The sequence below is a fragment of the Prevotella sp. MA2016 genome (genome assembly GCF_000619825.1).
Classification (GTDB): Bacteria; Bacteroidota; Bacteroidia; order Bacteroidales; family Bacteroidaceae; genus Prevotella.
Window position 1 is genome coordinate 496361 of record NZ_KK211036.1, and the last position, 24716, is coordinate 521076.

Below are 24716 nucleotides of genomic sequence, written 5' to 3' on the forward strand. Positions count from 1 at the left end.
TGTATTAGTGCTGTGCCTCAAACTCCTTCATGCAAGCCACGAGTGCGTTAACACCCTCGATGGTCTGAGCATTGTAGCAAGAAGCGCGGAAACCACCAACTGAGCGGTGACCCTTCACACCAACCATTCCCTTTGAAACAGCGAAGTCGAGGAAGTCCTTCTCCAACTCCTTATACTCGTCGGCCATTACGAAGCAGATGTTCATCAGTGAGCGGTCCTCAGCAACAGCTGTTCCCTTGAACATCTTGTTGCGATCGATCTCGCCGTAAACAATCTCTGCACGCTGCTGAGCCAGCTTGTCCATAGCCTCTACACCACCCTGGGCCTTGATCCAGCGCAGATTCTCGAGCGCGCTGTAGATGGGCACTACAGGAGGAGTATTAAACATAGAACCCTTATCCACGTGTGTACGATAGTCGAGCATGGTAGGAATCTCACGTGGAGCCTTACCAAGAGCGTCGTCCTTTACAATCACGATGGTAACACCAGCCATAGCCAGGTTCTTCTGAGCACCAGCATAGATAGCATCATACTTAGCCACGTCAACAGGACGGCTGAAGATGTCAGATGACATATCGGCAATCAGGCGAACGGGCACGTCGAGGTCCTTGCGAATCTCAGTACCATAGATAGTATTATTGGTTGTGATATGCAGATAGTCGGCATCAGCGGGAACTGTCCAGTCCTTTGGAATGAAGGTATAGTTGGCATCAGCTGAAGAAGCCACCTCTACTACCTCACCGAAAAGCTTTGCTTCCTTCATAGCCTTCTTAGCCCAAACACCGGTGTTCAGGTAAGCAGCTTTCTTAATCAGGAAGTTATAAGGAATCATACAGAACTCCAGACTGGCACCACCGCCAAGGAAAATCACGGAGTAACCCTCAGGAACGTTAAGGAGTTCCTTTACAAGAGCTACAGCCTCGTCAACTACAGGCTGAAAGTCCTTTGCACGATGGCTGATCTCCATCAGAGAAAGACCAGAACCGTTGAAATCAAGACACTGCTGAGCGGTCTTCTCAATCACCTCGCGAGGAAGCATCGAGGGACCGGCGTTAAAGTTGTACTTCTTCATTTGATTGTTTATTTATTAAATGGTTTATATTCATACTTGTTCTCGAAAAACGCTGCGAAATTACACTTTTATTTTCAAACTACCAAATATTTAAGCAGAAATTCACAGAATTTACTATTTTTCTTTCATTTTGTCAACTCAACATATCAATATTTCAACCTCTTCCGAAAGTAGACCACAACATATTTATATATTATGGCGATGCAAAGATAATGAATATTTGTCACGTACCACGCGAAATTACACGAAAATAATCATTAATTCTTTAAAATTCGTGAAATTCATGCTTATCCTGCCTTAAAAATCACTATCTTTGCACTTGTTATGACACAAAAGGAACATCACATCATCATCAGTCTGGCTTCAAACATCAACCACGAGGCTCATCTCGAAGCTGCCCGCATTCAGCTCACCCAGTTGCTCAATGAGGTGCATTTCACCCGTGCTATCTACACCGATCCCGTCGGCAAAACCAATGATGCCAAGTATCTCAATCAGCTATGCCAAGGCACTACCGCCTTAGGAATGAACCTGCTCAACGAGGTGCTCAAGGAGATAGAAATTCGCCTGGGGCGCACGCGAAACGAAGACGGCATCGTGGCCATCGACCTCGACCTGTTGGAGTACGACGGGCAGCGCCATCACCTGAAAGATTGGGAGCGAAACTACGTAAAGGATTTAATTAATGAATTATGAAGAATATACTCATTATCAGCGCATTACTGCTATCATCGATAACAGCTACAGCGCAGCGTTTTGAAGATTATTTTGAAGACCGCACCCTGCGTCTCGACTATATTTTTGCTGGCGACAACACCCACCAACAGATCTATGTTGACGAACTAGTGAGTCTGCCCCGCTGGTACGGTCGCAAGCAGCGTTTGGCCGAACTGCCATTGCGCGGCAACGGTCAGATTACAGTCACATCCAAGGCCGATGGAATGGTGATTTATCGCCACTCGTTCTCCAGTCTGTTTCAGGAGTGGCTCAGCACAGCCGAAGCCAAGCGCACACGGAAGTCGTTCGAGAATGTGTTTCTCGTCCCCTTCCCCAAGGCGCCTGTAGATGTTAAGATAGAACTCTTCGATTATCACGACCGCGTGACAAGTAGTCTTTCGCACACTATTGATCCCAAAGACATCCTGATACGTAAGGCTGATCAGCATCAGATTACGCCATTCGAGACCCTCCAGCAGGCCACAGACACCACTCGCTGCATCCATGTAGCCTACGTGGCCGAGGGCTATACAGCCGAAGAAATGGACGTATTCTTGAACGACTGTAAGATTGCGATGGAAGCATTATTCAAGCACGAGCCATTCAAGAAGAATCAGAACCGCTTTAATATGGTGGCCGTGATGCCTGCTTCCCAAGAGAGCGGCACCAGTCATCCCAGCAAGGACGTCTGGAAGAATACAGCCCTCAGCTCGCATTTCGACACATTCTATAGCGACCGATATCTCACCACCCTGCACCTGAAGAAGCTGCACGACGTGCTGGCAGGTACTCCTTACGAGCACATTATTGTGTTGGTAAACACCAACCACTATGGTGGCGGCGGTATCTACAACTCCTACAATCTCACCTACACCCACGGTCCGTACTTCCGCCCTGTGGTTGTGCATGAGTTTGGCCATTCCTTCGGCGGTCTGGGCGACGAGTATCCCTATGGCGACGACGACCCCATGTACTTTGCCGACACTGAGCCCTGGGAGCCCAATCTCACCACAAAGCACGATTTCAACGGCAAATGGGAGAACCTGATAAAGGAGAAAAATGCAGGTTTTATCGAGGGCGGCGGCTACCTTTCAAAGGGCATCTGGCGCGGCTATGAGAACTGTCGCATGCGCACCAATGAGGAGCCCGAGTTCTGTCTCGTGTGCCAACAAGCACTACAACGTTTAATTGATTTCTATACTAAATGATTACTGAAATAAAATCACTACAAGAGCCTGGTATTGAGATATTTGGAACACTTACAGAAGCACAGCTTCGCAGCAAGCTCGATGCTGAGCGCGGCCTTTTCATCGCCGAGAGTCCTAAGGTGATTCGTGTAGCCCTGCAGGCTGGCTACCAACCCCAAGCCCTGCTCTGCGAGCGCCGCCATATCACAGGCGATGCAGCCGATATCATTGCCACCTGTGGCGACATTCCTATTTATACAGGCGAGCGTGAGCTCCTGGCTCAGCTCACCGGCTATACCCTCACCCGCGGTGTGCTTTGTGCCATGCGCCGCAAGCCAGAACGCAGCGTTCAGCAGGTGCTGAGCAGCATCACCAACCCAGAGAAACAGCGCATCGTAGTTATCGACGGCGTGGTAGATACCACCAATATCGGCGCTATCTTCCGCAGTGCAGCCGCATTGGGCATCGATGCCGTACTGCTCACCCGCAACAGCTGCGACCCGCTCAATCGCCGTGCTGTCCGCGTGTCGATGGGATCGGTATTTCTCGTTCCCTGGACGTGGCTCGATTCTTACGACACCCTGCGCCAGCTGGGCTATCGTACAGCCGCTATGGCGCTTACCGACCAGTCGATATCGCTCGACGACCCCATCCTGAAGCAGCAGGAGCGCTTGGCATTCATCATGGGCACCGAGGGCGACGGTCTGCCACACGACACCATAAAAAATGCAGACTTCACAGTCCGCATTCCTATGTCGCATCAAGTTGATTCGCTTAATGTTGCCGCAGCAGCGGCAGTAGCATTCTGGGAGTTGCGCAAGTAGCACTACGGCTTCTTGGGCAACCCCTCCACATATTTCATTTCGCGCAGGATGCGCGCCTTACGCTTCAGCATATAGCCCGACGGATCCTTGCTTGAAAATTTGCGCGGGTTGGGCAGCGTGGCGGCTATCAGCGCACATTGTCCCTTTGTCAGGTTCTCAGCCGTAGTGCCAAAGTGCTCCGCAGCCACAGCCTCGGCACCATAGATGCCATCCCCCATCTCGATAGAGTTCAGATACACCTCCATGATGCGCTCTTTGCTCCACATCATCTCGATAAGCGCTGTGAAATACACCTCAAAGCCCTTGCGCACCCACGAGCGACCCGGCCACAGGAAAACGTTCTTAGCCGTCTGCTGCGAGATGGTTGAAGCTCCCAGCTTGCGCTTCTTCGGATGCTTACTGTTACGCTTAGCAGCCTTTTCTATCGCCTTGAAGTCGAATCCGTGATGCTGCATAAACTTAGCATCCTCACTGGCCATCACCGCCTGTGGTAGCGATGGCGATATCTTATCCAGCGCCACCCAGTGGTGCTTCAATTTCAAATCCTTCCCCTCGCCTATCTGCTGATAACAGCGTATAAACATCAGGGGCGTGAAGTAAACCGGCACAAAACGCAGCGCTACAACAGCAAGAATAGTGGAGGCAAAGAATGCCACCACTATCCACTTCAGAATATTCTTAAGAAACTTCAATTTTTAAATTCTTAAATTTTTTAATTGTTACATTTTACTTGTTCGCTTCGGCGTTAGCCTCCTTGATCATCTGCTCCGAAGCATACATGTAAACCTCTACACGGCGGTTCTGCTTGCGCCCCTCGGCAGTGCTGTTGTCAGCTACTGGGTTGGTAGAACCCTGACCGTCAACCGACTTAATCTGAGCAGCCGAAACACCGAGCGACTTCAGATAGTTAGACACGCTCTGAGCACGGTTCACTGACAGAGGATTGTTGATAGCATCGCTACCAGTATTGTCGGTATGACCGTAGATGGCGATATCACACTGATTGTTGTTCTTCAGCACCTGAGCAAACTGCTGCAGAGAGGTCTTAGAAGCAGCATTCAGGTCGGCCTTGTTTGTAGCAAACAGGATACCAGAGTCGAATGTCACCTTAACAGCCTCCAGTCCGTTGGCATCAGTAATCGTCTCTACCTGAGCGTTCTTCACGGCCTCGGCCTCCTTCTTAGCTTTGTCCATCTTATGGCCGATGATAGCACCAGCGCCAGCACCTACTGCACCACCTACAACGGCACCTACAGCTGTGTTGCCAGCAATCTTACCAATGATAGCACCCAGGGCAGCACCACCACCAGCACCGATAGCAGTACCCTTAGCTGTGTTACTTACGTTACATCCTGCCAGCACCAGCGAAGCGCACAGTGCAAAGGCGATTGACTTCATACTTTTCATAATCGTTCTAATTTTGTTAATTAACCGTTAACTATTGTTTTCTGCCTGCAAAGATAGTATTTTTTTCTAAGCAAGTATCATTCTTCCTACATTTTTTAAGCATTAATAAACATTTGCCTTCGTTCAAGCAGTCCAACTCCACCACAATTAGCTACGGACACAGAGATTCCGCATGCCCATAACGTATACATACCAATATACCAACATACCATTTGGTATATTGATATAACCTACCGCGAAGAAGGAATCTTATTATATATATTATTAATTTTATATATATTATAATATATATAAAATATAGAATACTATTAGGCGGTAGTTTGTACATATGAATTTTCGAAATGGTATATTGGTATATTGGTATGTTGATATGTTCTCGATAGGTTTGCAAAAAAACTGATAAATATTTTTAGAAAGGCTTGTGTACATGACAAAATTTTCGTACCTTTGCAGTGTCAAATTGAAAGAGTAAGCGCAGCGGCATTAGGGCTAAAAACTGCTCTACAAGGCGATAACGAGTGAAAAGTAAAATAGATTAAAACAAATGATGCATCTGAATATGAAAAATCTAAAGCTATGGATGATGGCCGCTGTCCTGATTTGCGGCGCAACAGTTCTGACTGCGTGTTCGAATGATGACCGCCCTGCTGTTTCGGGCAAGAAACTTGCTGAGAAAATTATAGGCAAGTGGATGATTGCTGATATTGATGGGAAGCCTGCACTGACCAACGATAAGTCTGTCGTCACCTTCCTCTCGGATTCGAAGGCTACCTTCAGTTCGTCGAGGAGCGATTTCACAGAATCAACGGTGAAATGGCAATCGCATGTAGCGTACGACGCCGAGATTTCGGGCAACAAGATAACGCTGACAGGACTTCCAAACGAGGCAGTTAGAATAGTTCAAACATACCATGTGACTGCCATCGATGATGCACAGATGATAGCCAAATTCAATCTTACCCGATATCATCATGATGAGGTGATAGCTGATACGAAACAGCATATCCGCTACACGAAAGTGGCTACCGACTATAGTGAGGCTATCATAGGCTTGTGGGAGTGTACGGAGCTGACGGGTATCGAAACGTTTAACGACGCAAACGCACGACTGGAGTTTATGGCCGACGGCACTTACAAATTCTATCGCAAGAACGATGCTGGCGACTGGGAATCTGTGACCACGCGCGAATTCCAGAAATACTTTGTTGACGGCCAACTGCTGTCTACACGCTGGAAGAATCATGGCGAGAACGAGCTGCGCGAATGGTGGGAAATAGACAGCATAGACGGCGACAAGATGGTGTGGAGCGCCCTGCGCCAAAGCGACAACGACAATACCGTGCAGCAAGTCATGAAGTGGAAGAAGGTTGAATGACACAACGATCATATGGAATAAAAAATATATCTCGAAGGTACGATGCATCTCGGAAATAAAAATAAAACGCTTTTTATTTTGTATTTCGCTCGATTTTCAGTACCTTTGCAGGCAAAATTAGGAAACATAGAAGAAAAATATGGCAAAAGAATTAAAAGAATTAACGAAAAGAGCCGATAACTACAGTCAGTGGTTTAACGATCTGGTAGTTAAGGCCGACCTGGCAGAGCAGAGTGCTGTGCGCGGCTGTATGGTGATTAAGCCTTATGGTTACGCTATCTGGGAGAAGATGCAGCAGCAGCTCGACAAGATGTTTAAGGAAACTGGTGCTCAGAACGCATACTTCCCCTTGCTGATTCCAAAATCGTTCCTCTCTAAGGAAGCAGAGCATGTTGAGGGTTTTGCTAAGGAGTGTGCTGTGGTGACTCACTATCGCCTGCGCGCCAAAGAGGATAAGAGCGGTGTTGAGGTTGACCCAACAGCTAAGCTCGAGGAGGAGCTGATTGTTCGTCCTACTTCGGAGACTATCATCTGGAATACCTATAAAAACTGGATTCAGTCGTGGCGCGATCTGCCACTGATGTGCAACCAGTGGTGTAACGTGATGCGCTGGGAGATGCGTACACGTCCGTTCCTGCGCACCAGCGAATTCCTGTGGCAGGAGGGTCACACTGCTCACGCTACCCGCGAGGAGGCTGAGGAGGAAGCACAGAAGATGCTGAAGGTGTATGCCAAGTTTGCTGAAGAGTGGATGGCTGTGCCTGTGATACAGGGTGTGAAGAGCGAGACTGAGCGTTTTGCCGGTGCGCTTGACACTTACACCATCGAGGCCATGATGCAGGACGGTAAGGCGCTGCAGAGTGGTACAAGCCACTTCCTGGGTCAGAACTTCGCCAAGGCATTCGAGGTGACTTATCTGAATAAGGAAAACAAGCCTGAGTATGTATGGGCTACATCATGGGGTGTTTCTACCCGACTGATTGGTGCGCTCATCATGACTCACTCTGACGATAACGGACTGGTGCTGCCTCCACGTTTGGCTCCTATCCAGGTGGTGATTATTCCTATCGCCAACAAGCCTGAGCAGCTGGAGCAGGTGAACAAGGAGGTTACTCCTATCATCGAGGCGCTGCGCGCTAAGGGCATCACCGTGAAGTTTGACGATGCTGACAACAAGCGTCCTGGCTTTAAGTTTGCCGACTACGAGCTGAAGGGTGTTCCCGTACGTCTGGTTCTGGGTGCTCGCGACCTGGAGAACGGTACTATCGAGGTGATGCGCCGCGACACACTGGAGAAGGAGACACGACCCATCGAGGGTATCACCGAGTATGTAGAGCAGCTGCTGGAGGATATCCAGAAGAATATCTTCGAGAAGGCTAAGGCTTATCGCGATGCTCGCATCTACGAGTGTGACAACTACGAGGAGTTTAAGGAGAAGGTAAAGGACGGTGGATTCTTCCTGTGCCACTGGGACGGCACTGCCGAGACTGAGGCTAAGATCAAGGAGGAGACACAGGCCACTATCCGCTGTGTGCCTTTCGGCGTAGAGCAGACTCCTGGTGTGGACATGGTGACTGGCAAGCCTGCTAAGTGCCGTGTGATTATTGCAAGATCTTATTAAACCCTCCTGGCCCTCCCCCCATGGGGAGGGTACCATAAAGGGGAAAAATATAAAAGAGGAACCTTCTCAGGTTCCTCTTTTTTTAACCATAGAATAATGTTCGAATGAATGTTAAACATTACTTTATGGAGGCCGAAATATCACTTACCTCACGATAAATCTATTTCTAATTAACCTTAATAATCTAATACCATGAAAAACACGATGCAAAGTTAATTTATTTCCTTTGAAATCGATTATTCAGATAGTCATTTCGTATATATTTTAACGTTTGTTCAGCAATTCTTCGTCCCTCTTTAGGATATTTTGCATTTCCAAACGACTTATTCTTTTCTTCTGTGCCTCACTGAGTTGTGGCGATGCCACTGGTTGCCAGGCTGTGGTGAAGTAGTGCACCCTACTCTGCCCGTAGATAGAATCAACCGTGAAGGTCTCTACCATCACGACGGTGCTGTCGAGCAGCAACAGGTCGGTGCGCAGCGAGGGGTTCATTCGGATAGTGAGACTATCCTGCCCCAACGAGAGCATCTGGCTGGTGCCTCCTAGCTTGTTTTTCACTTCGGCCTTCATACCAGAATCGAGAAAATCGATAAAGTCGAGTCGATTGTTCTGCGAGAGGTAAGGCATGAGAGAGTCAGGCATCTGCTTAAACACGTCACGCAGGGTGACGCTTTGGGCTGACGCCTGAGTAAGTGTAGTGGCCATCAGAAAGGCCATCATCATTTTCTTTATCATCCGCGACTGGGTCTTAAATCTTTTACACGAACGGCCTTGCCTTCACTCTGAGGCAAAGAGCCCTTCTTTACGAGTTTTACTACAGGGGTGAGCAGTATCTCATCCTTCAGTGCACGCTGGATGTCCTTCATCATCTTCTGCATCTCAGGATAGATATCTGTCTCAAGTCCATCAAGCTCAACCTCTACTGTCATCACGTCATTATCGTCGATGGTCTCGAGGGTGATGAGATAGTTGCTGCCCAAACCAGGATACTGCACCAGAATCTTCTCAACCTGCATGGGGAACACGTTCACACCCTTGATGATGAACATATCATCGGTGCGACCCTTGATGCGGTCGATACGACGATGGGTGCGTCCGCACTTACATGGCTCAGCGATGATGCGAGTGAGGTCGCGCGTACGATAGCGCAGGATGGGCATCATGTTGCGATCGAGCGTGGTGAGCACCATCTCTCCCATCTGGCCATCGGGCACAGGCTCGAGGGTGTCTGGATCTACTATCTCTACGATATAGTTGTCTTCCCACAGGTGCATGCCTTCCTGATACTTGCACTCGAAGGCTACACCAGGACCATTCATCTCTGTCATACCAAACGAGTTGTAGGCTTTTACGCCCAGCATGCGCTCAATGCGGCGGCGCTGCTCCTCGGCATGGGGCTCAGCTCCAATGCAGAGTGTGCGCAGTTTGGTGCTGGCAGGATCTACACCTTCCTCCTTGAACACCTCGGCCAGTCGGATGGCATAAGATGGGATGGCGTGCAGACAGGTGGTTCCGAAATCCTTGATAAACTTGATTTGGCGCTTTGAGTTGCCGGCAGCAGCAGGCACAGTCATAGCACCGAGCCACTCGGCACCATACTGGAATCCCAGTCCACCGGTAAACATGCCATAGCCTGACGAGTTCTGGAACACATCACTCTTGCGGCAGCCTATCATATACAGGTTGCGGGCAATCATGTTAGCCCAAGAGCAAATGTCGTGCTCAGAGTAGATCACCACACAGGGATTACCCGTAGTACCACTCGTAGAGTGGATACGCACGGCATCATCCATATTGCCGCCAACGAGTCCGAAGGGATAATTGTCGCGCAGGTCCTGCTTCGTGGTGAAGGGAATCTTGCGCAGGTCGTCAAGGCTGTTGATAGAGTCAGCCGTGATACCAAGATCGCCTAAACGCTTCTTATAGAAAGGCGACTTCAGACAAACGTTGATCGTGTCCTTTAGTTTCTTAACTTGCAACTGCTGGAGTTGCTCTCTTGGCATTGTCTCAAGTTCAGGCTGCCAGTACTCGCCGTCGGGCTTGATGGTAGCCATAATCTTCTCGTCAGTCATATCTTATAGTTTATATGGTTTGTCGTATATTGTATAGGTTATTCTTTGGCCAGCTGCATCATCATCACAGCCGAGAGGCCTGCCGTCTCCGTGCGCAACCGGCTTTCACCCAGACTGGCGGATATCCAACCGGCTTCGACAGCCTTGCGAACTTCGTCGATAGAGAAGTCGCCCTCGGGACCCACGAGCACAGTCACATCTTCAGTATCTGAAGGCTTGCGCAGCTCGTCGAAGAGCAGCGTGCGAGGTATTTCTTCGTAGCAGTGACAGATGTACTTTCTACCCTGTCGGGGCTGCTGAATGAACTGGGCAAAATGCACCATCTCATTCACCTGAGGCTTCCAAGCCTTGTGACTTTGCTTAACGGCAGCTGTCACAATCTTGTCGAGACGTACCAGCTTGACCAGGCGGCGCTCAGAGAACTTACAGTTCAGGAACGTCACCTCGTCGATACCTATCTCGGTGGCCTTCTCCATCATCCACTCCATGCGGTCCATCATCTTTGTAGGACCGATGCCTAAGTGCAGATGACCCTTCCACTGAGGTTGTTGTGGCAGTTTCTCCAAGATTTCGTAATAGCAATGATGGGTGGCAGCCACAGTAACCTGAGCACGGAAGTAGTTGCCCACTCCGTCCATCAGAAAAAGCTCGTCGCCACTCTTCAAGCGCAGCACACGCATGGCGTGCATGGCCTCGTCGGTGGGCAACTCAGTCTGATTCTCAGCATCAGGTACAAAAAAATATCTTGCTTCTTTCATATACTATAAAGAGTGATAGATTTCTTATTTCTTCTGGGGATTGAAAACCAAAGCGAACGAGATACCTACTACCAATGCAAAGGCGGCAAAGATGAACCAGCAAGTAGTCCAGTTGCCCTGCAGGAATCCGTTCTCCCAATAGCAGTAGTTGTTCACAATCTCACCAGCAGCCAGTGTGCCTACAGTAGCACCCACAACATTGGTCATCATCATAAACAAGCCCTGGGCCGAAGCCTTGATGCTGGGCTCGCACTCCTGATCGACAAAGATACCACCCGACACATTGAAGAAGTCGAAGGCCACTCCATATACGATACAAGAGAGGATGAACATAATCACACCAGGCATGGCGGGATTACCCACACCAAAGAATCCGAAACGGAACACCCAGGCAAACATCGACATGAGCATCACAATCTTGATGCCATAACGCTTCAGGAAGAATGGTATCATGAGGATGCACAGGGCCTCGCTAATCTGTGAGATGCTGGTGAGCAGTGTGGCGTTGTTGGCAGCAAACGAGCTGGCAACGGCTGCATCGGCACTACCCTTGAAGCTGGTGATGAACGGACCAGCATAACCATTGGTTACCTGCAGGCACATACCCAGCAGGGCTGAGAAGATAAAGAACAGCGCCATCTGACGCTTCTTAAACAGCTTGAACGCGTTCAAACCGAGGGTCTCCATCAGCGAAACCTTCTCTTTGGTCACTACCTTACACTGAGGCAATGTGAAGCAATAGAAGCAGAGCACAATGCTGAGAATGCCAGATACAAAGAACTGCATGTAGGTGTACTGGAACTTATGGGCATTCTCGGCCAGCGTCATCGAGAAACTGCCATCCTGCCATACGGCGCAGTTGACAAACCACATGGTGACGATGAAACCTACGGTACCCAGTACGCGGATAGGTGGGAAATCCTTCACGGTATCCAGTCCGTTGTTCTTCAGAATGGTGAAAGCGGCTGTATTCGACAGCGCGATGGTAGGCATAAAGAATGCCACACTCAGCGTGTAAAGCGTGATGAACAGCGACTTATCAGCCAGCTCATTGCCAAAGCCTGCCTGGTAGCCCAGCCACCAGCAGCCCAGCATGAAACCACCTGCTAGCAGGTGGCACCAACCCAGCAAACGCTGTGGCTGAACATATTTATCGGCGATGATACCCATCAGTGTGGGCATAAAGATACTAACGATGCCCTGAATGGCATAAAACCAGGAAATCTTGTCACCCAGTCCGGCCACTCCAAGGTAGTTTCCCATACATGTAAGATAAGCTCCCCATACAGCGAACTCAAGGAAGTTCATCAATGACAAACGGAATTTGAGATTCATAATTATTACTTAGAATTTGGTTTTACATTCTTGTTTTCCAAGCGACGCATCTGCTGTATCTCACCTATCGTCAGGGGTCTGTTGCCCATCTGGCGCATCGGCTTGCGCAGCGTGTCGAACTGTGCTGGTTCGTCTTTCGGCGAAGCCATCGTTTCGGCTGGCTGGTGGAGCTCAGCTGGCGTATCAGAAAGCTTGTTGCGGAAGCGGATCAGCTGGATATCGTTCATAAACAGCAAACAGAGATTGCTGGAATTATCATTATTGGGGCGCATGCCACACATCATAAAGCCCTTGATCTCTTTCACGCGCTCCTTGCAATAAGGTACGCGCAGCGTGGTGGGGCCAGATATAGATATGGTGGAGTACTGCTTCACAGTACTGTCGTTCTCATAGGTAATAGCCAGATAGATGGAAGCCTGACGATTGCCCTGCTGCATGAGCCAAGTACTGTTCAGACTCATCATGAAACTGTCGCCAGCACGATAAGAGGTGTCGGCCTTCTGACTGAACTGATAGAGATGATAAGGGCGATCGTTGATGAGCATGAGCGCGCGATTGCCCTTCCACACATCGGTAGTATCGCCACTCAGCGAGTTGGCAGTGATACGCACATCATTGGTTGCTGCGCCATACTTCTCGGCTTCAGTATCCAGGCGCTCCTGCACATGCTTGTAGATCTCCTGGAAACGGTCGGCACGGGTGTAATAATACACCAGCGAGGAATCGAACTGAGCCTGGGTGAGTCCGTGCTTCTTGAGCACCAACTCAAAGGTAAGCTCACGATTATAATCCTGATTACCATCCTGCTGCGAGGCAATGCCCTGAGCCAGATGATAATCGTATATCAAGTCTTCCATATCGTCAGGCTGAATATACTCTGGTGGTACAAATGGTTTACAGCTAGACAGCAGTGCTATCGCTGCAACCAGCATGACATGTTTGACTTTACTCTTCAATTTTATTCGTATCTTTCTTTAGTGAAATCTTACTTATCTCTTCACGATAGAACAGCAACAGCAGCACTACGCCTACACTGATGCTGGCATCGGCAAAATTAAATACCGGACTAAAAAACACAAAGTGTTTTCCGCCAACAAACGGCATCCACATGGGCCACTCGGTCTCAATCAGTGGAAAGTAGAACATATCCACCACCTTGCCCATCAAGAAGGGGGCATAGCCTGTGCCGAAGTCAACGAAATATGACAGATAGAAGGGCGACGACTCGTTGAAGATAAGACCATAGAACATGCAGTCGATCAGATTGCCTGCAGCGCCGGCCAATATCATCGAGAGGCACAAGATATAGCCTGTACGGGCATTTTGACGAACCTGCTGAGAGATGTAATAGCCCAATACACCTATGGCCACCATGCGAAACAGCGACAGCAATATCTTGCTGCCTATCTGCATGCCGAAGGCCATGCCCATATTCTCGATAAACGTGATGTAGAACCAGTCGGTAATATGAATACTTTCGTGGAGCGACATCGAGGTCTTCACCCAGATTTTTATTGCCTGGTCAATAAGGAGAATGGCGACTATGATTAATGTCGCCAATCTTCCTTTTGTCATGAATGGTGCGTGAGTCACTTCTTCTGATTAAGCTTAGACTCAACACTCAACGTGGCGTGGGGAACAGCACGCAAACGCTCCTTAGGTATCAGCTTACCGGTGATACGGTCGATACCATAGGTCTTGTTCTCAATACGAACCAGCGCAGCCTTCAGTCCCTGAATGAACTTCTGCTGGCGGGCAGCCATCGAAATCAGCTCTTCCTTTGACTGAGTGGCACTACCCTCCTCCAATGCCTTGTAGGTGGGTGATGTGTCGTCAACGTCATTGCTATCCTCGTTGGTCAGTACACGCATCATCTGCTCGTAATCACGCTTGGCCAAAGCCATCTTGTCATTGATAATCTGACGGAACTCCTCGAGCTCTTCATCAGTATAGCGAGTCTTCTCTGCCATAATACTTAAATGCTTAGTTATTGATTATTTAATTCTTTGTTACGGTTATATTCAACTTAAAGTCATCGAACTCAACCTCCTGGCCATCATTAGGTTGCAGTTTCAGGTCGTCGGCCAGTACCTGGGTCTTGATGTAGTCGGCAAAGCTGCTTACAGCCTTCTCTACCTCAGCATTAGGCGCCAGGGTAACGTTGATACGGTCGGTAATCTCAAAGCCGCTCTCCTTACGAATATTCTGGATGCGGTTGATGAGTTCACGAGCCATACCCTCGTTCTTCAGTTCTTCGGTTAGTTCTACTTCGAGTGCTACAGTGAGGTTGCCCTCGTTGGCTACCAGCCAGCCTGGGATATCCTCGCTGATGATCTCAACATCGGCGGCCTCGACAGTGATGTCCTGACCATCCACATTGATACCAATAGTGCCCTGCTTCTCGAGCTCGGCTATCTGATCCTGGGTCAGAGCGTCCATAGCGGCAGCCACACTCTTCATGAGCTTACCGAACTTCTTACCCATGGTACGGAAGTTACACTTCACCTTCTTGACCAATACGCCTGAACCCTCGACGAAGCGAAGTTCCTTCACGTTAACCTCGTTCATAATCAAGTCCTTCACAGCCTCGATGTGATTCTTCTGAGTCTCATCTACAGCAGGAATCATGATGGCCTGCAGTGGCTGGCGCACCTTGATGTTGACCTTGCGGCGCAGAGCCAGAACCATAGAGGTGATCTTCTGTGCCATCAGCATGCGTGCCTCGAGATCCTTATCAATCTGAGCCTCGTCGGCCACAGGGAACTTATCCAGGTGTACTGAATCGAGCTCACCACCCAGATCCTTATACAGCTGGTCGGCATAGAATGGGGCGAATGGTGCCAACAGCTTAGCTACTGTCATCAAGCAGGTATAGAGTGTCTGATAAGCCGAGAGCTTATCCTCGCTCATCTCCTTACCCCAGAAACGTTTGCGGTTCAAACGAACAAACCAGTTACTCAGGTCGTCGTTGACGAAGGCGTCAATCAGTCGGCCAGCGCGTGTTGGGTCGTAACCATCCAGCTCTGCCTCTACACCCTTGATGAGGGTATTCAGGCAAGAGAGAATCCAGCGGTCGATCTCAGGACGCTTCTCGAAAGCTACCTGTGCTGCTGCGGGGTCGAAACCATCCACATTAGCGTAGAGAGCGAAGAAGCTATAGGTGTTGTAAAGTGTTCCGAAGAACTTACGGCGCACCTCATCCACACCCTCTGGGTCGAACTTCAGGTTGTCCCAAGGCTCTGAGTTGGTCATCATATACAAACGTACGGCATCTGAGCCATACTTGTCGATCATATCAAATGGGTTAACCACGTTACCAACGTGCTTCGACATCTTGTTGCCCTTAGCATCGAGCACCAGACCTGAAGAAATCACATTCTTGAAGGCTACTGAGTCGAATATCATGGTAGCGATGGCATGCAAGGTGAAGAACCAACCACGTGTCTGGTCAACACCCTCGTTGATGAAGTCGCATGGGAAGGCGATACCCTTATCAATCAGGTCCTTATTCTCGAATGGATAGTGGATCTGAGCGTAAGGCATAGAACCAGAATCGAACCAAACGTCGATCAGGTCGGTCTCGCGCTTCATAGGCTTACCGCTCTCTGATACCAATACGATATTGTCAACGTATGGACGGTGCAGGTCGATCTTATCGTAGTTCTCCTTCGACATATCACCTGGTACGAAACCATTGTCCTTCAATGGGTTGCTCTGCATAAAGCCAGCCTTTACAGCCTTCTCGATTTCGTTGTAGAGCTCCTCTACCGAACCGATGCAAATCTCCTTGCCATCCTCATCACGCCAGATAGGCAGTGGTGTGCCCCAGAAGCGTGAACGCGACAGGTTCCAGTCGTTCAGATTCTCCAGCCAGTTGCCGAAGCGACCTGTACCTGTGCTCTCAGGCTGCCAGTTGATGGTCTTGTTCAGTTCGAACATACGATCCTTCTTGGCAGTAGAGCGGATGAACCAAGAGTCGAGAGGATAGTAGAGCACAGGCTTGTCGGTACGCCAGCAGTGAGGATAGTTGTGCACGTGCTTCTCAATCTTGAGTGCTGTGCCCTCCTGCTTCATCTCCATACAGATAACGATGTTCAGGTCCTCAGCCTTAGCAGCAGCCTGCTCGTCGTACTTACCATCCTTGTTGAACTCAGGTGCGTAGGCATTCTTTACATAATCACCAGCGTGGTGACCGTAGGCCTTCACATCTACGCACTGAACTACGAAGTTATTGTCAAGCTCGTCCAGCACATAGTACTTACCCTGCAGGTCGACCATAGGACGAGTTTCACCTTTCTTATTAATAAGGAACAAGCTTGGGATGCAGGCATCCTTAGCTACCTTGGCGTCGTCGGCACCAAAGGTTGGAGCGATATGCACGATACCAGCACCATCCTCAGTAGTAACGTAGTCGCCAGGGATCACGCGGAAAGCTTCGCTCTCCATCTCTACAAACTGATCCTTGCCATTCTCGCCGGCAAACACCTTCTCTGGGTGTGCGGCAGCGTATGCCTTCACGTAGTCGGCAGCATTCTGGTCGAGCTTAGCTGATGGCTTCACCCAAGGCATGAGCTGCTGATACTTCATACCAACAAGCTCCTCGCCAGTATAACGGTCAACAATACGGTAAGGAACGAACTTCTCGCCCTTGTTGTACTCAGGCATCTCCTCACCGTCGGTGATATTACCCTCTGGAGCCAGATAAGCATTCAGTCGGCTCTCGGCCAGAACGATGGTCATCTTCTCACCATTATAGGCATTGTATGTCTGTACAGCCACGTAGGTAATCTTCGGACCTACGCAGAGCGCTGTGTTTGAAGGCAGTGTCCAAGGTGTGGTAGTCCAAGCCACGAAGTAAGCATCGCCCCACTTGGTCCACTCTTCCTTAGGATTGAGGGCCTTGAACAGCGCAGTAACGGTGGTATCCTTCACATCGCGATAGCAACCAGGCTGGTTCAACTCGTGCGAGCTCAGACCAGTACCGGCACCTGGCGAATATGGCTGAATGGTGTAACCCTTGTAGAGCAAGCCCTTCTTATAGAACTGCTGCAGGAGCCACCACAGTGTCTCGATATACTTGTTGTCGTAAGTGATATATGGGTTATCCAAATCAACGAAATAACCCATCTTCTCTGTGAGGTCGCGCCACTCCTGTGTGAACATCATCACATTCTCGCGGCACTTCTTATTGTAGTCCTCTGTAGAAATATATTTCTCTGATGCTTTGTTGTCGATATCGGCCTTGGTAATGCCAAGCTCCTTCTCAACACCCAACTCTACGGGCAGTCCGTGGGTATCCCAACCAGCCTTACGCTTCACCTGATAGCCCTTCATTGTCTTATAACGGTTGAAGGTATCCTTGATGGTACGAGCCAGCACGTGGTGAATACCAGGATGACCATTGGCAGAGGGAGGACCCTCAAAGAATACAAACTGTGGACATCCCTCACGCTCGTCGACCGAACGCCAGAATACATTCTTCTCGCGCCACATCTCCAGGATATCATTGTTAACCTGGGTCAGATTCAAGCCGCTATGTTCTGCAAACTTCTTTGCCATATTCTAACTTTTTTAGCTTCTATTTTTTAACCTTTATTATTTAGCGTGCAAAGGTAGCAAATTTATCTGACCTGACAAAAGAAATAAATAATTTTAAGATTTATAGCTTAAAAATTGCGCAAAAATTTCGTTTTTACAAATAATTTATGTATATTTGCCCACATAAATCCAATAATTATAACTTAAAACAATTGAATATAAACGTATGATAACAATCTCAATGATTCTGCAGCTTTGCATCGTACTGGGTGCACTGTGGGTTGGCTCTCGCTATGGTAGTTTGGCGCTAGGTGCCATATCGGGAATCGGCTTGGCTATTCTAGTTTTCGGATTCGGATTAAAACCTGGCACACCTCCAACCGACGTTATTTATATCATCATTGCAGCCGTTACCTGTGCTGGAATCATGCAGGCTTCGGGCGGTATGGACTGGCTCATACAGATAGCCGAAAAACTGCTGCGCAAGCACCCCGACCACATCACATTTTTTGCACCTCTGTGCACATTCTTCCTGACGGTGCTGGTTGGTACGGGTCACGTGGTATATACACTGATGCCCATCATCTGCGACATTGCACTGAAGAAAGGTATCCGTCCGGAGCGCCCTTGCGGTGTGGCTTCGATAGCTTCGCAGGTGGGTATCACCTGTTCACCAATTGCCGCTGCTGTGGTGGCTTTCGTTACGATTTCGAATGCCAATCATTTCGACATCACGATCCCACGCGTACTCATGATTTCCATACCGGCCTGTCTCTGCGGACTGATGGCTGCAGCTGCTGCATCGTATCATCGCGGACTCGACCTTGACAAGGATCCTGCTTTCCTGAAGAAGATTGCCGACCCCGCTCAGCGCGAATATATCTACGGATCTAATGCTACCACGCTCAATAAGGAAATCCCACAGTCGGCCAAGAATGCGGTATTCATCTTCTTGGGCGCCTTGGTTGTCATCGTGATGTTTGCTGCCCTACCCGAGTTGTTGCCATCATATCCAACGATCAAAGCTGTTAAGGGTGCTGGCGACCTGACACTGGTGAGCGGCGTCACCATTTCAGCTTCGGCGCTGGCAAAGGCTGGCGTTGTGGCTGAAGGATTTACTGAGCATGGAATGGTTGACCTGAAGATGAACCTGGTGATCCAGATTGTCATGATTTCTGCTGCTGCACTCATGATCATCTTCTGCAAAGCGCTACCTAAGAAGGCTGTGTCAGGACCGGTTTGGCAGTCGGGCATGGTGGCCGTTGTAGCCATCTATGGCATTGCCTGGCTGGCCGACACTTACTTCTCAAACTATATGAATGAGATGCAGGGCATGCTGACTAATATCGTCAAAGAATATCCATGGAGTATCGCCATCGTATTTTTCATGGTGTCGGTGCTTATCAACTCGCAGGGCGCAGTGGTTGTGGCGATGCTGCCACTGGCCTATAAACTGGGCATCCCTGGTCCTGTGCTGTTGGGCGTACTGCCAGCGGTTTACGGCTACTTCTTCATCCCCAACTACCCCAGCGATATTGCAACTGTCAACTTCGACCGTTCAGGCACAACGGTGATTGGAAAATACCTGCTGAACCACTCGTTCATGATGCCTGGTCTCATCAGTGTAATCACCTCTACAATAGTAGCTTATATACTTTCGATGATATTCTACTAAAACATAAAAAAGCCCCGCCAAGTTGTGAAGCTTGGCGGGGTATTTTTATGCTGTAATCTGATTAGAGATTCAGACTCTTCTTGAGTGCCTCGATCTTCTCATCAGCAGCCTTGATGCAGCGCTCGTAGTCGGCAGCATCCTTGAAGCTTGGGTCCTTCACCTCGGTGTAGAACTTGATCTTTGGCTCCGTGCCCGAAGGACGAACGCTCACCTTTGTACCATCCTCGCAGAACCACTGCAGCACATTGCTGGTGTCAGGCATATTCAATTTCTCAACGCTACCGTCGGCCTTCTTTGCCTCGAGGGTCTTATAGTCCTTCCAGAGGCATACCTTTGAACCACCCAGCTCCTGTGGAGGATTAGCGCGGAAGTCGGTCATCATCTGCTTAATCTCGTCGGCACCGGTCTTACCAGGACGAACCACATTGATGGTTACCTCCTTAGAGAAGCCATACTCCTTATAGATATTCATCAGCAGATCGTAGAGGGTCATACCGTTATCACGAGCCCATGCAGCAATCTCACAAATCAAGCAGATAGATGCTGGAGAATCCTTATCACGAACCTTGTCGAATGGCAGGAAGCCGAAGCTCTCCTCACCACCACCGATATACTTCTTGACGCCCTCAGAGATACGAATCTCATTGGCAATCCACTTGAAGCCTGTGTAGCAGTCGCGATACTCTACGCCATTCTTCTTGGCAATCTCGGCAATCACCTCGGTAGTAACGATGGTCTTTACCAGGAACTCGTTACCCTTCAACTGGCCGAGCTTTTTCTTATTGGCGATGATATACCATGAGAACATCATACAGGTCTGGTTACCATTCAGAATCTCCCATTCGCCCTTAGCGTTGCGGCAAACGATAGCCAAGCGGTCAGCATCTGGGTCAGAAGCGATCACCAGGTCGGCATTCAGGCGTGTGCCCAGCTTCATTCCCAGTGTCATAGCCTCGGCATTCTCTGGGTTAGGACTTACTACTGTTGGGAAATTACCATCGATAACCATCTGTTCGGGAACCACGTGGATGTTCTGGAAGCCCCATGAACGCAGTGCCTCAGGAATAATCACACGACCAGTTCCGTGCATAGGACTGTAAACGATGTTCAGGTCCTTCTGGCGCAGGATAACGTCCTGATCCACCATAGCCTCTTTCACAGCCTGCAGGTAGTCCCAGTCCATCTCACCACCGATGATATCGATGAGCTCCTTGTTGCCTTCGAACTTCACGTCCTCAATCTTCACCTTGTTCACCTCGTCGATGATACCCTTATCGTGTGGCGCAAGCACCTGAGCACCATCGTCCCAGTAAGCCTTGTATCCATTATACTCACGAGGGTTGTGAGAAGCTGTGACGTTGACACCAGCCTGACAGCCCAGCTGACGGATGGCGAACGAAATCTCTGGTGTAGGACGAAGGCTCTCGAAGAGATAAACCTTGATGCCATTAGCAGAGAAAATGTCGGCTACTGTCTCAGCAAACATACGTCCGTTGTTACGGCAGTCATGACCAACAACAACCGAACTCTGCTTGCCAGGGAATGCCTTCAGGATATAGTTGGCAAAACCCTGTGTAGCCATACCTACGATATACTTATTCATACGATTGGTACCAGCGCCCATAATACCACGCAGACCACCTGTACCAAACTCCAGATTCTGATAGAATGCATCAATCAATGCAGTCTTGTCAGCATTGTCAAGCATTGCCTGTACCTCCTTACGTGTCTCCTCATCAAAGGCGGGAGAAAGCCATTCCTTAGCCCGTGCCTCGCACTGAGCAATCAACTGAGCATTGTCTGCCATAATCTTTCTGTTTTTATTCTTTGGATTGTTAAACTATCCACAAAGATACGAAAAAAGGCAGAAGAACAGGCAAAACAATGCTGCTATTTATAGAATCTTAACGTTTTAAGAGCTTATCTATTTCGTCGAACTGCTTACCCATATTCAGGTTGAAATAAATGCGATATAAAGCAGGCGCCCATTTATCTGCCTCATTGGGAGCCAGCTTGCGATATTTCTCCATATAGGGGCGCGCCTTTTCATACATCTGATTCATCTGCTTCTTGTCTTTGCGCGGGTCCATACGCTGCACCATACTCAGGCAGGCCAAACCAGCTGTATAATAGACGTCGGCCTGATTGGGATTCACAGAAATCAGCTGATCGCAATACTTCAAGCACTCGTCATACTTCTTCATATTCAGCATAGCGGTGCTCTTGGCGAAGAGAAACAGCTCGTTCAGCGAGTCGATGGCGAGTGCCTCGTTCACCACACTGTCGGCCATCACATAGTTGCCGCGGGTGTTGTAAACATCAATCAGGCGTGGGAAGAAATAGTTCGACTTAGGAAACTTCTGGAATCCCTGCCACAGGGTTGCGATATGCATCGAGTCATCGTCCAGTTTATCCCATGCTTCGGCCATATACTGCAAGGTGTATTCCAGTTTCTGGTCGTCGCGCTGCGCTGTAGCAGCATGGCGCAATATCAGCACAGGGTCGTTCAGGCGATAACCGCAGTAGGTAGCCCAATAAGCCACCTCACCCATCTTCGGGTCTTTATACATATAGTCGTAGCCTGTGAACAGAGGCTGACGATCACAGTCAAGATAAGTTTCAAAGAAGTCGAAGGCAGTCTTGAAATCGCCCTTCTTCAGATGATGCGCTCCACCGTAATAGATATTAGGACGATAGGTGTTCATCTTGGCCGCATTGTCCTTTCGATACTCTGGGTGCGACTTGCCTTTCTTATCAGGCAGGGCATCGATAGAATCCAGTCGTTCAGCAACGGTAAACATACGTTTTGCCAAGTTAAAGAACTTGACTGTATCCACCTGCTGCTTGATATACATCTTTTCGTTGATGTCCAGATACTGCTTCTCTACTGCCTGCAACCAGATATCATAGATACGCTTATTCTGCAGGTTTGCGCTATCCTTCAGCAGGTCTGTCATCAACTTCTCAGCCTGCTCACAGTTCTTTCCACTCTTCAATATTGTCTTTGCATCTCCAATCTGCTTGCGCTGGGCGCTCAGCTGAGCACACATCATCACGCAGCTTATGGTTAAAATAATATATCTCCTCATCCAGTTTATACCTTATTTATATATTAGCGAGTGCAAAGGTATAAAAAAATCCTTAAATTGTTTGATAACTACAGATTTTTTAGTATTTTTGCACCGGTTTTATCAACTAATAACCTTTTTGGTGACATGAAGAAAAAATATTTATTATGGGGATATGCAGTTATTGCATGCTGTATTATTACTATCCTAATCGCTGTATTCATCACCTCTTTAGCGGGTATGAGAAAAGCTCGTAATCACATGGCGAATCCAGAGAATCGCATACATATTTACGATACAGCAGAAAAAGTTAAGCGCGACACAGGGATTGAGTTTCCTGAGTTCCGCATCTACCAGCATAAGCCTGGCGAATATCACGACAACGGACTGTTTCGCGACACGCTTATCGTGTTCTTCTATAAAGGTATTCCCGAAAGCGTATATAAATCATTCGAAGCCCGCGCCAAGAGTATCGAGAACGGAAGCGACAGTTGCAAGAGTGTAGAGATCGACAGTCTCACCTATCAGTATCAAGACTTCTACGTAGGCGGTTTCTCCTGCTATGTATGCATCCAGATCAGTAAGGACTCGCAGTATGGCCGAATCATCTATGGCAACTGGCGACAAGCAAAAGAGTAGCGTAAAGCACAAACTTTTCAAAGATTTCGAGTAAAAGTTTGGTAAGTTCGAAAAAAATAACTACCTTTGCAGCCGATTTCTTGAAAGGAAGTCAAAAACAAGGCTGGTTCGGTAGCTCAGCTGGATAGAGCAACTGCCTTCTAAGCAGTAGGTCTTGGGTTCGAGCCCCAACCGAATCACGAAAAAGTGGGATATTATATAATATCCCACTTTGTATTTTTATAATAATAATCCTGCTTTTATTTCTTATCGGCAAAGTCATCTATCTCCTTGATGGTTTTATTAAGCGTACGCTTCTCGCGGTAGAAGATATAGAAAACAAAGCAAAGACCTATAAGAATGATTAAGGCATCCTCGATTAAATGGGTAGTTGAGGGTAATGGAATATTTGTGCCATAATAAATATCAAATAAAATCCATACTATCCATAACAGAAGGATTGGTAACACAATAAAAAAGGAAAGTTTCTCCCTGCGCCTGAAAGCTGTAAGTCGCTGCTGTACACTGAGCACGTTGTCACATAGCAGATGCTTATCACGAATGGTACTTATGTTCCAGATGCCGAAGGCAGCACTAAGGATAAGTATCAGTTCACAGAACAGAATCGGGCCCCATGAACAACCTACAATGTTTCTAAATACCAGAATCACTATTGGTATCATCACTATATTTATGATAGCTCCCCCGATATTAAGCTGTTTTATCCATGAAATATGTCCTTTTGTTGTTGCAGCCATCAATAGTTTTCTATTTACTATCTCCTGCTCATCCATGCGGTTCTTAAAATCGGCCACTTGTTGGCGAAGTAATTCCAATTCCTGCAAGTTGTCATTCTGATTTTCCATAATTTTGTTTTTATTCGTTTGACATGTTTTTTAATTCCTCCTTGATGCGATAGAGTCGAACAGAAACGTTTTTGACAGTGATTCCCATAATGGCGGCAATCTCCTCATAGCTAATATTCTCCAACCACAGCAAGATGATAGCACGATCGAATTGGCCTAATTTGGCGATGCGTCGTCGTAGCATATCCATCTGTCGTGAGTTCTGGTTGGATTCTGTTTCCTCAAAGGGATTGACACCCATTGTTAAAGGAACTGTTTTGCGACGGCGCTTCTTGCGGTCGAGCGAGATGCACACGTTAAGGCTTACGCGGTAGATCCATGAGCGCACATCACTACGTCCCTTAAACGATGGCAAACTGTTCCATAGGTTTATAAGCACCTCCTGAAACAAATCGGCCACTTCATCCTGGTCGTTAGAGAACATGTAGCAGACGGTGTAAATTGTGCCTCGATGTTCTCTCACCAATTGTTCAAACTCTCGTTCTAAATCTTTCATTTTAGTCTTGATAAATAAACTTTGATAATAAGTCGCAAGAAGGATGCAAAAAACTACATAAAAACAAAAAAATGTTGAAAATTCAAA

At 48.3% G+C, this 24716-nt stretch carries 22 protein-coding genes and 1 tRNA gene; 8 read left to right on the forward strand and 15 right to left on the reverse strand.

Annotated features, from left to right (window positions below):
- Positions 1-4: 4 nt before the first annotated feature.
- Complete coding sequence (serC, locus tag T360_RS0112970) at positions 5-1072, reverse strand: 3-phosphoserine/phosphohydroxythreonine transaminase (protein ID WP_028913159.1); 1068 nt, start codon at positions 1070-1072, stop codon at positions 5-7.
- Between the two features lie 324 nt (positions 1073-1396).
- Here serC and T360_RS0112975 point away from each other — a divergent pair, with 324 nt between their 5' ends.
- From T360_RS0112975 to T360_RS0112985, 3 genes are read left to right on the forward strand one after another with little or no spacing between them, the layout of a single operon-like run.
- A complete protein-coding gene (locus T360_RS0112975; protein ID WP_028913160.1) occupies positions 1397-1768 on the forward strand; it encodes a 2-amino-4-hydroxy-6-hydroxymethyldihydropteridine diphosphokinase in 372 nt (123 codons plus the stop codon).
- A complete protein-coding gene (locus T360_RS0112980; protein ID WP_028913161.1) occupies positions 1765-2997 on the forward strand; it encodes a M64 family metallopeptidase in 1233 nt (410 codons plus the stop codon). The genes T360_RS0112975 and T360_RS0112980 overlap by 4 nt, the downstream gene beginning before the upstream one ends.
- A complete protein-coding gene (locus T360_RS0112985) occupies positions 2994-3800 on the forward strand; it encodes an RNA methyltransferase (protein ID WP_028913162.1) in 807 nt (268 codons plus the stop codon). Before T360_RS0112980 ends, T360_RS0112985 begins: the two co-directional genes overlap by 4 nt.
- Before the next feature lie 2 nt (positions 3801-3802).
- Here the strand turns inward: T360_RS0112985 and mtgA are convergent, their stop codons facing one another.
- The gene (mtgA, locus tag T360_RS15445) at positions 3803-4492 is read right to left on the reverse strand and encodes a monofunctional biosynthetic peptidoglycan transglycosylase (protein ID WP_051523572.1); all 690 of its coding nucleotides are present in this window, start codon (positions 4490-4492) and stop codon (positions 3803-3805) included.
- A gap of 34 nt (positions 4493-4526) precedes the next feature.
- Entirely contained in the window at positions 4527-5207 is a 681-nt protein-coding gene (locus T360_RS0112995) for an OmpA family protein (RefSeq protein WP_028913163.1), read from the reverse strand.
- Positions 5208-5766: 559 nt separating this feature from the next.
- Between T360_RS0112995 and T360_RS0113000 the strand changes: the two genes are divergently transcribed.
- Both T360_RS0113000 and proS read left to right on the forward strand, forming a co-directional pair.
- Positions 5767-6582 carry a hypothetical protein gene (locus T360_RS0113000; protein ID WP_155949566.1) on the forward strand — a complete coding sequence of 272 codons (816 nt, stop codon included), beginning with the start codon at positions 5767-5769 and terminating at the stop codon, positions 6580-6582.
- A 139-nt stretch (positions 6583-6721) separates the two neighbouring features.
- On the forward strand, positions 6722-8203 hold the full coding sequence (gene proS / locus T360_RS0113005) for a proline--tRNA ligase (RefSeq protein ID WP_028913165.1): 1482 nt from the start codon (positions 6722-6724) through the stop codon (positions 8201-8203).
- Between the two features lie 264 nt (positions 8204-8467).
- Here the strand turns inward: proS and T360_RS15450 are convergent, their stop codons facing one another.
- The 8 genes from T360_RS15450 to ileS are packed head-to-tail and all read right to left on the reverse strand — an operon-like array spanning position 8468 to position 17927.
- Positions 8468-8938 (reverse strand): DUF3256 family protein, encoded by a 471-nt coding sequence (locus T360_RS15450; protein ID WP_051523573.1) that lies wholly within the window; start codon positions 8936-8938, stop codon positions 8468-8470.
- On the reverse strand, positions 8935-10257 hold the full coding sequence (locus T360_RS0113015) for a phenylacetate--CoA ligase family protein (protein ID WP_028913166.1): 1323 nt from the start codon (positions 10255-10257) through the stop codon (positions 8935-8937). Before T360_RS0113015 ends, T360_RS15450 begins: the two co-directional genes overlap by 4 nt.
- A gap of 56 nt (positions 10258-10313) precedes the next feature.
- A complete protein-coding gene (locus T360_RS0113020) occupies positions 10314-11033 on the reverse strand; it encodes a 16S rRNA (uracil(1498)-N(3))-methyltransferase (RefSeq protein WP_028913167.1) in 720 nt (239 codons plus the stop codon).
- A 24-nt stretch (positions 11034-11057) separates the two neighbouring features.
- Positions 11058-12368 (reverse strand): MFS transporter, encoded by a 1311-nt coding sequence (locus T360_RS0113025; protein WP_028913168.1) that lies wholly within the window; start codon positions 12366-12368, stop codon positions 11058-11060.
- Positions 12369-12373: 5 nt separating this feature from the next.
- Positions 12374-13324 carry a DUF4296 domain-containing protein gene (locus T360_RS15455; RefSeq protein WP_155949568.1) on the reverse strand — a complete coding sequence of 317 codons (951 nt, stop codon included), beginning with the start codon at positions 13322-13324 and terminating at the stop codon, positions 12374-12376.
- Positions 13314-13943 carry a lipoprotein signal peptidase gene (locus T360_RS0113035; protein ID WP_028913169.1) on the reverse strand — a complete coding sequence of 210 codons (630 nt, stop codon included), beginning with the start codon at positions 13941-13943 and terminating at the stop codon, positions 13314-13316. Before T360_RS0113035 ends, T360_RS15455 begins: the two co-directional genes overlap by 11 nt.
- A 14-nt stretch (positions 13944-13957) precedes the next feature.
- Complete coding sequence (locus T360_RS0113040; protein WP_028913170.1) at positions 13958-14338, reverse strand: molecular chaperone DnaK; 381 nt, start codon at positions 14336-14338, stop codon at positions 13958-13960.
- Between the two features lie 28 nt (positions 14339-14366).
- Positions 14367-17927 carry an isoleucine--tRNA ligase gene (gene ileS, locus T360_RS0113045; protein WP_028913171.1) on the reverse strand — a complete coding sequence of 1187 codons (3561 nt, stop codon included), beginning with the start codon at positions 17925-17927 and terminating at the stop codon, positions 14367-14369.
- A gap of 205 nt (positions 17928-18132) precedes the next feature.
- Here ileS and T360_RS0113050 point away from each other — a divergent pair, with 205 nt between their 5' ends.
- Complete coding sequence (locus T360_RS0113050) at positions 18133-19581, forward strand: anaerobic C4-dicarboxylate transporter (RefSeq protein WP_231488183.1); 1449 nt, start codon at positions 18133-18135, stop codon at positions 19579-19581.
- Between the two features lie 61 nt (positions 19582-19642).
- Here the strand turns inward: T360_RS0113050 and T360_RS0113055 are convergent, their stop codons facing one another.
- Both T360_RS0113055 and T360_RS0113060 read right to left on the reverse strand, forming a co-directional pair.
- On the reverse strand, positions 19643-21388 hold the full coding sequence (locus T360_RS0113055) for a phospho-sugar mutase (RefSeq protein WP_028913173.1): 1746 nt from the start codon (positions 21386-21388) through the stop codon (positions 19643-19645).
- Positions 21389-21485: 97 nt separating this feature from the next.
- On the reverse strand, positions 21486-22634 hold the full coding sequence (locus tag T360_RS0113060) for a M48 family metallopeptidase (RefSeq protein WP_155949570.1): 1149 nt from the start codon (positions 22632-22634) through the stop codon (positions 21486-21488).
- Positions 22635-22889: 255 nt separating this feature from the next.
- Here T360_RS0113060 and T360_RS0113065 point away from each other — a divergent pair, with 255 nt between their 5' ends.
- Both T360_RS0113065 and T360_RS0113070 read left to right on the forward strand, forming a co-directional pair.
- A complete protein-coding gene (locus T360_RS0113065; protein WP_155949571.1) occupies positions 22890-23288 on the forward strand; it encodes a hypothetical protein in 399 nt (132 codons plus the stop codon).
- Between the two features lie 105 nt (positions 23289-23393).
- Positions 23394-23467: transfer RNA gene (locus tag T360_RS0113070), tRNA-Arg, on the forward strand.
- Between the two features lie 60 nt (positions 23468-23527).
- Here the strand turns inward: T360_RS0113070 and T360_RS0113075 are convergent.
- On the reverse strand, positions 23528-24133 hold the full coding sequence (locus tag T360_RS0113075; protein ID WP_028913176.1) for a hypothetical protein: 606 nt from the start codon (positions 24131-24133) through the stop codon (positions 23528-23530).
- A gap of 10 nt (positions 24134-24143) precedes the next feature.
- On the reverse strand, positions 24144-24629 hold the full coding sequence (locus tag T360_RS0113080) for an RNA polymerase sigma factor (RefSeq protein ID WP_028913177.1): 486 nt from the start codon (positions 24627-24629) through the stop codon (positions 24144-24146).
- Positions 24630-24716: the final 87 nt, after the last annotated feature.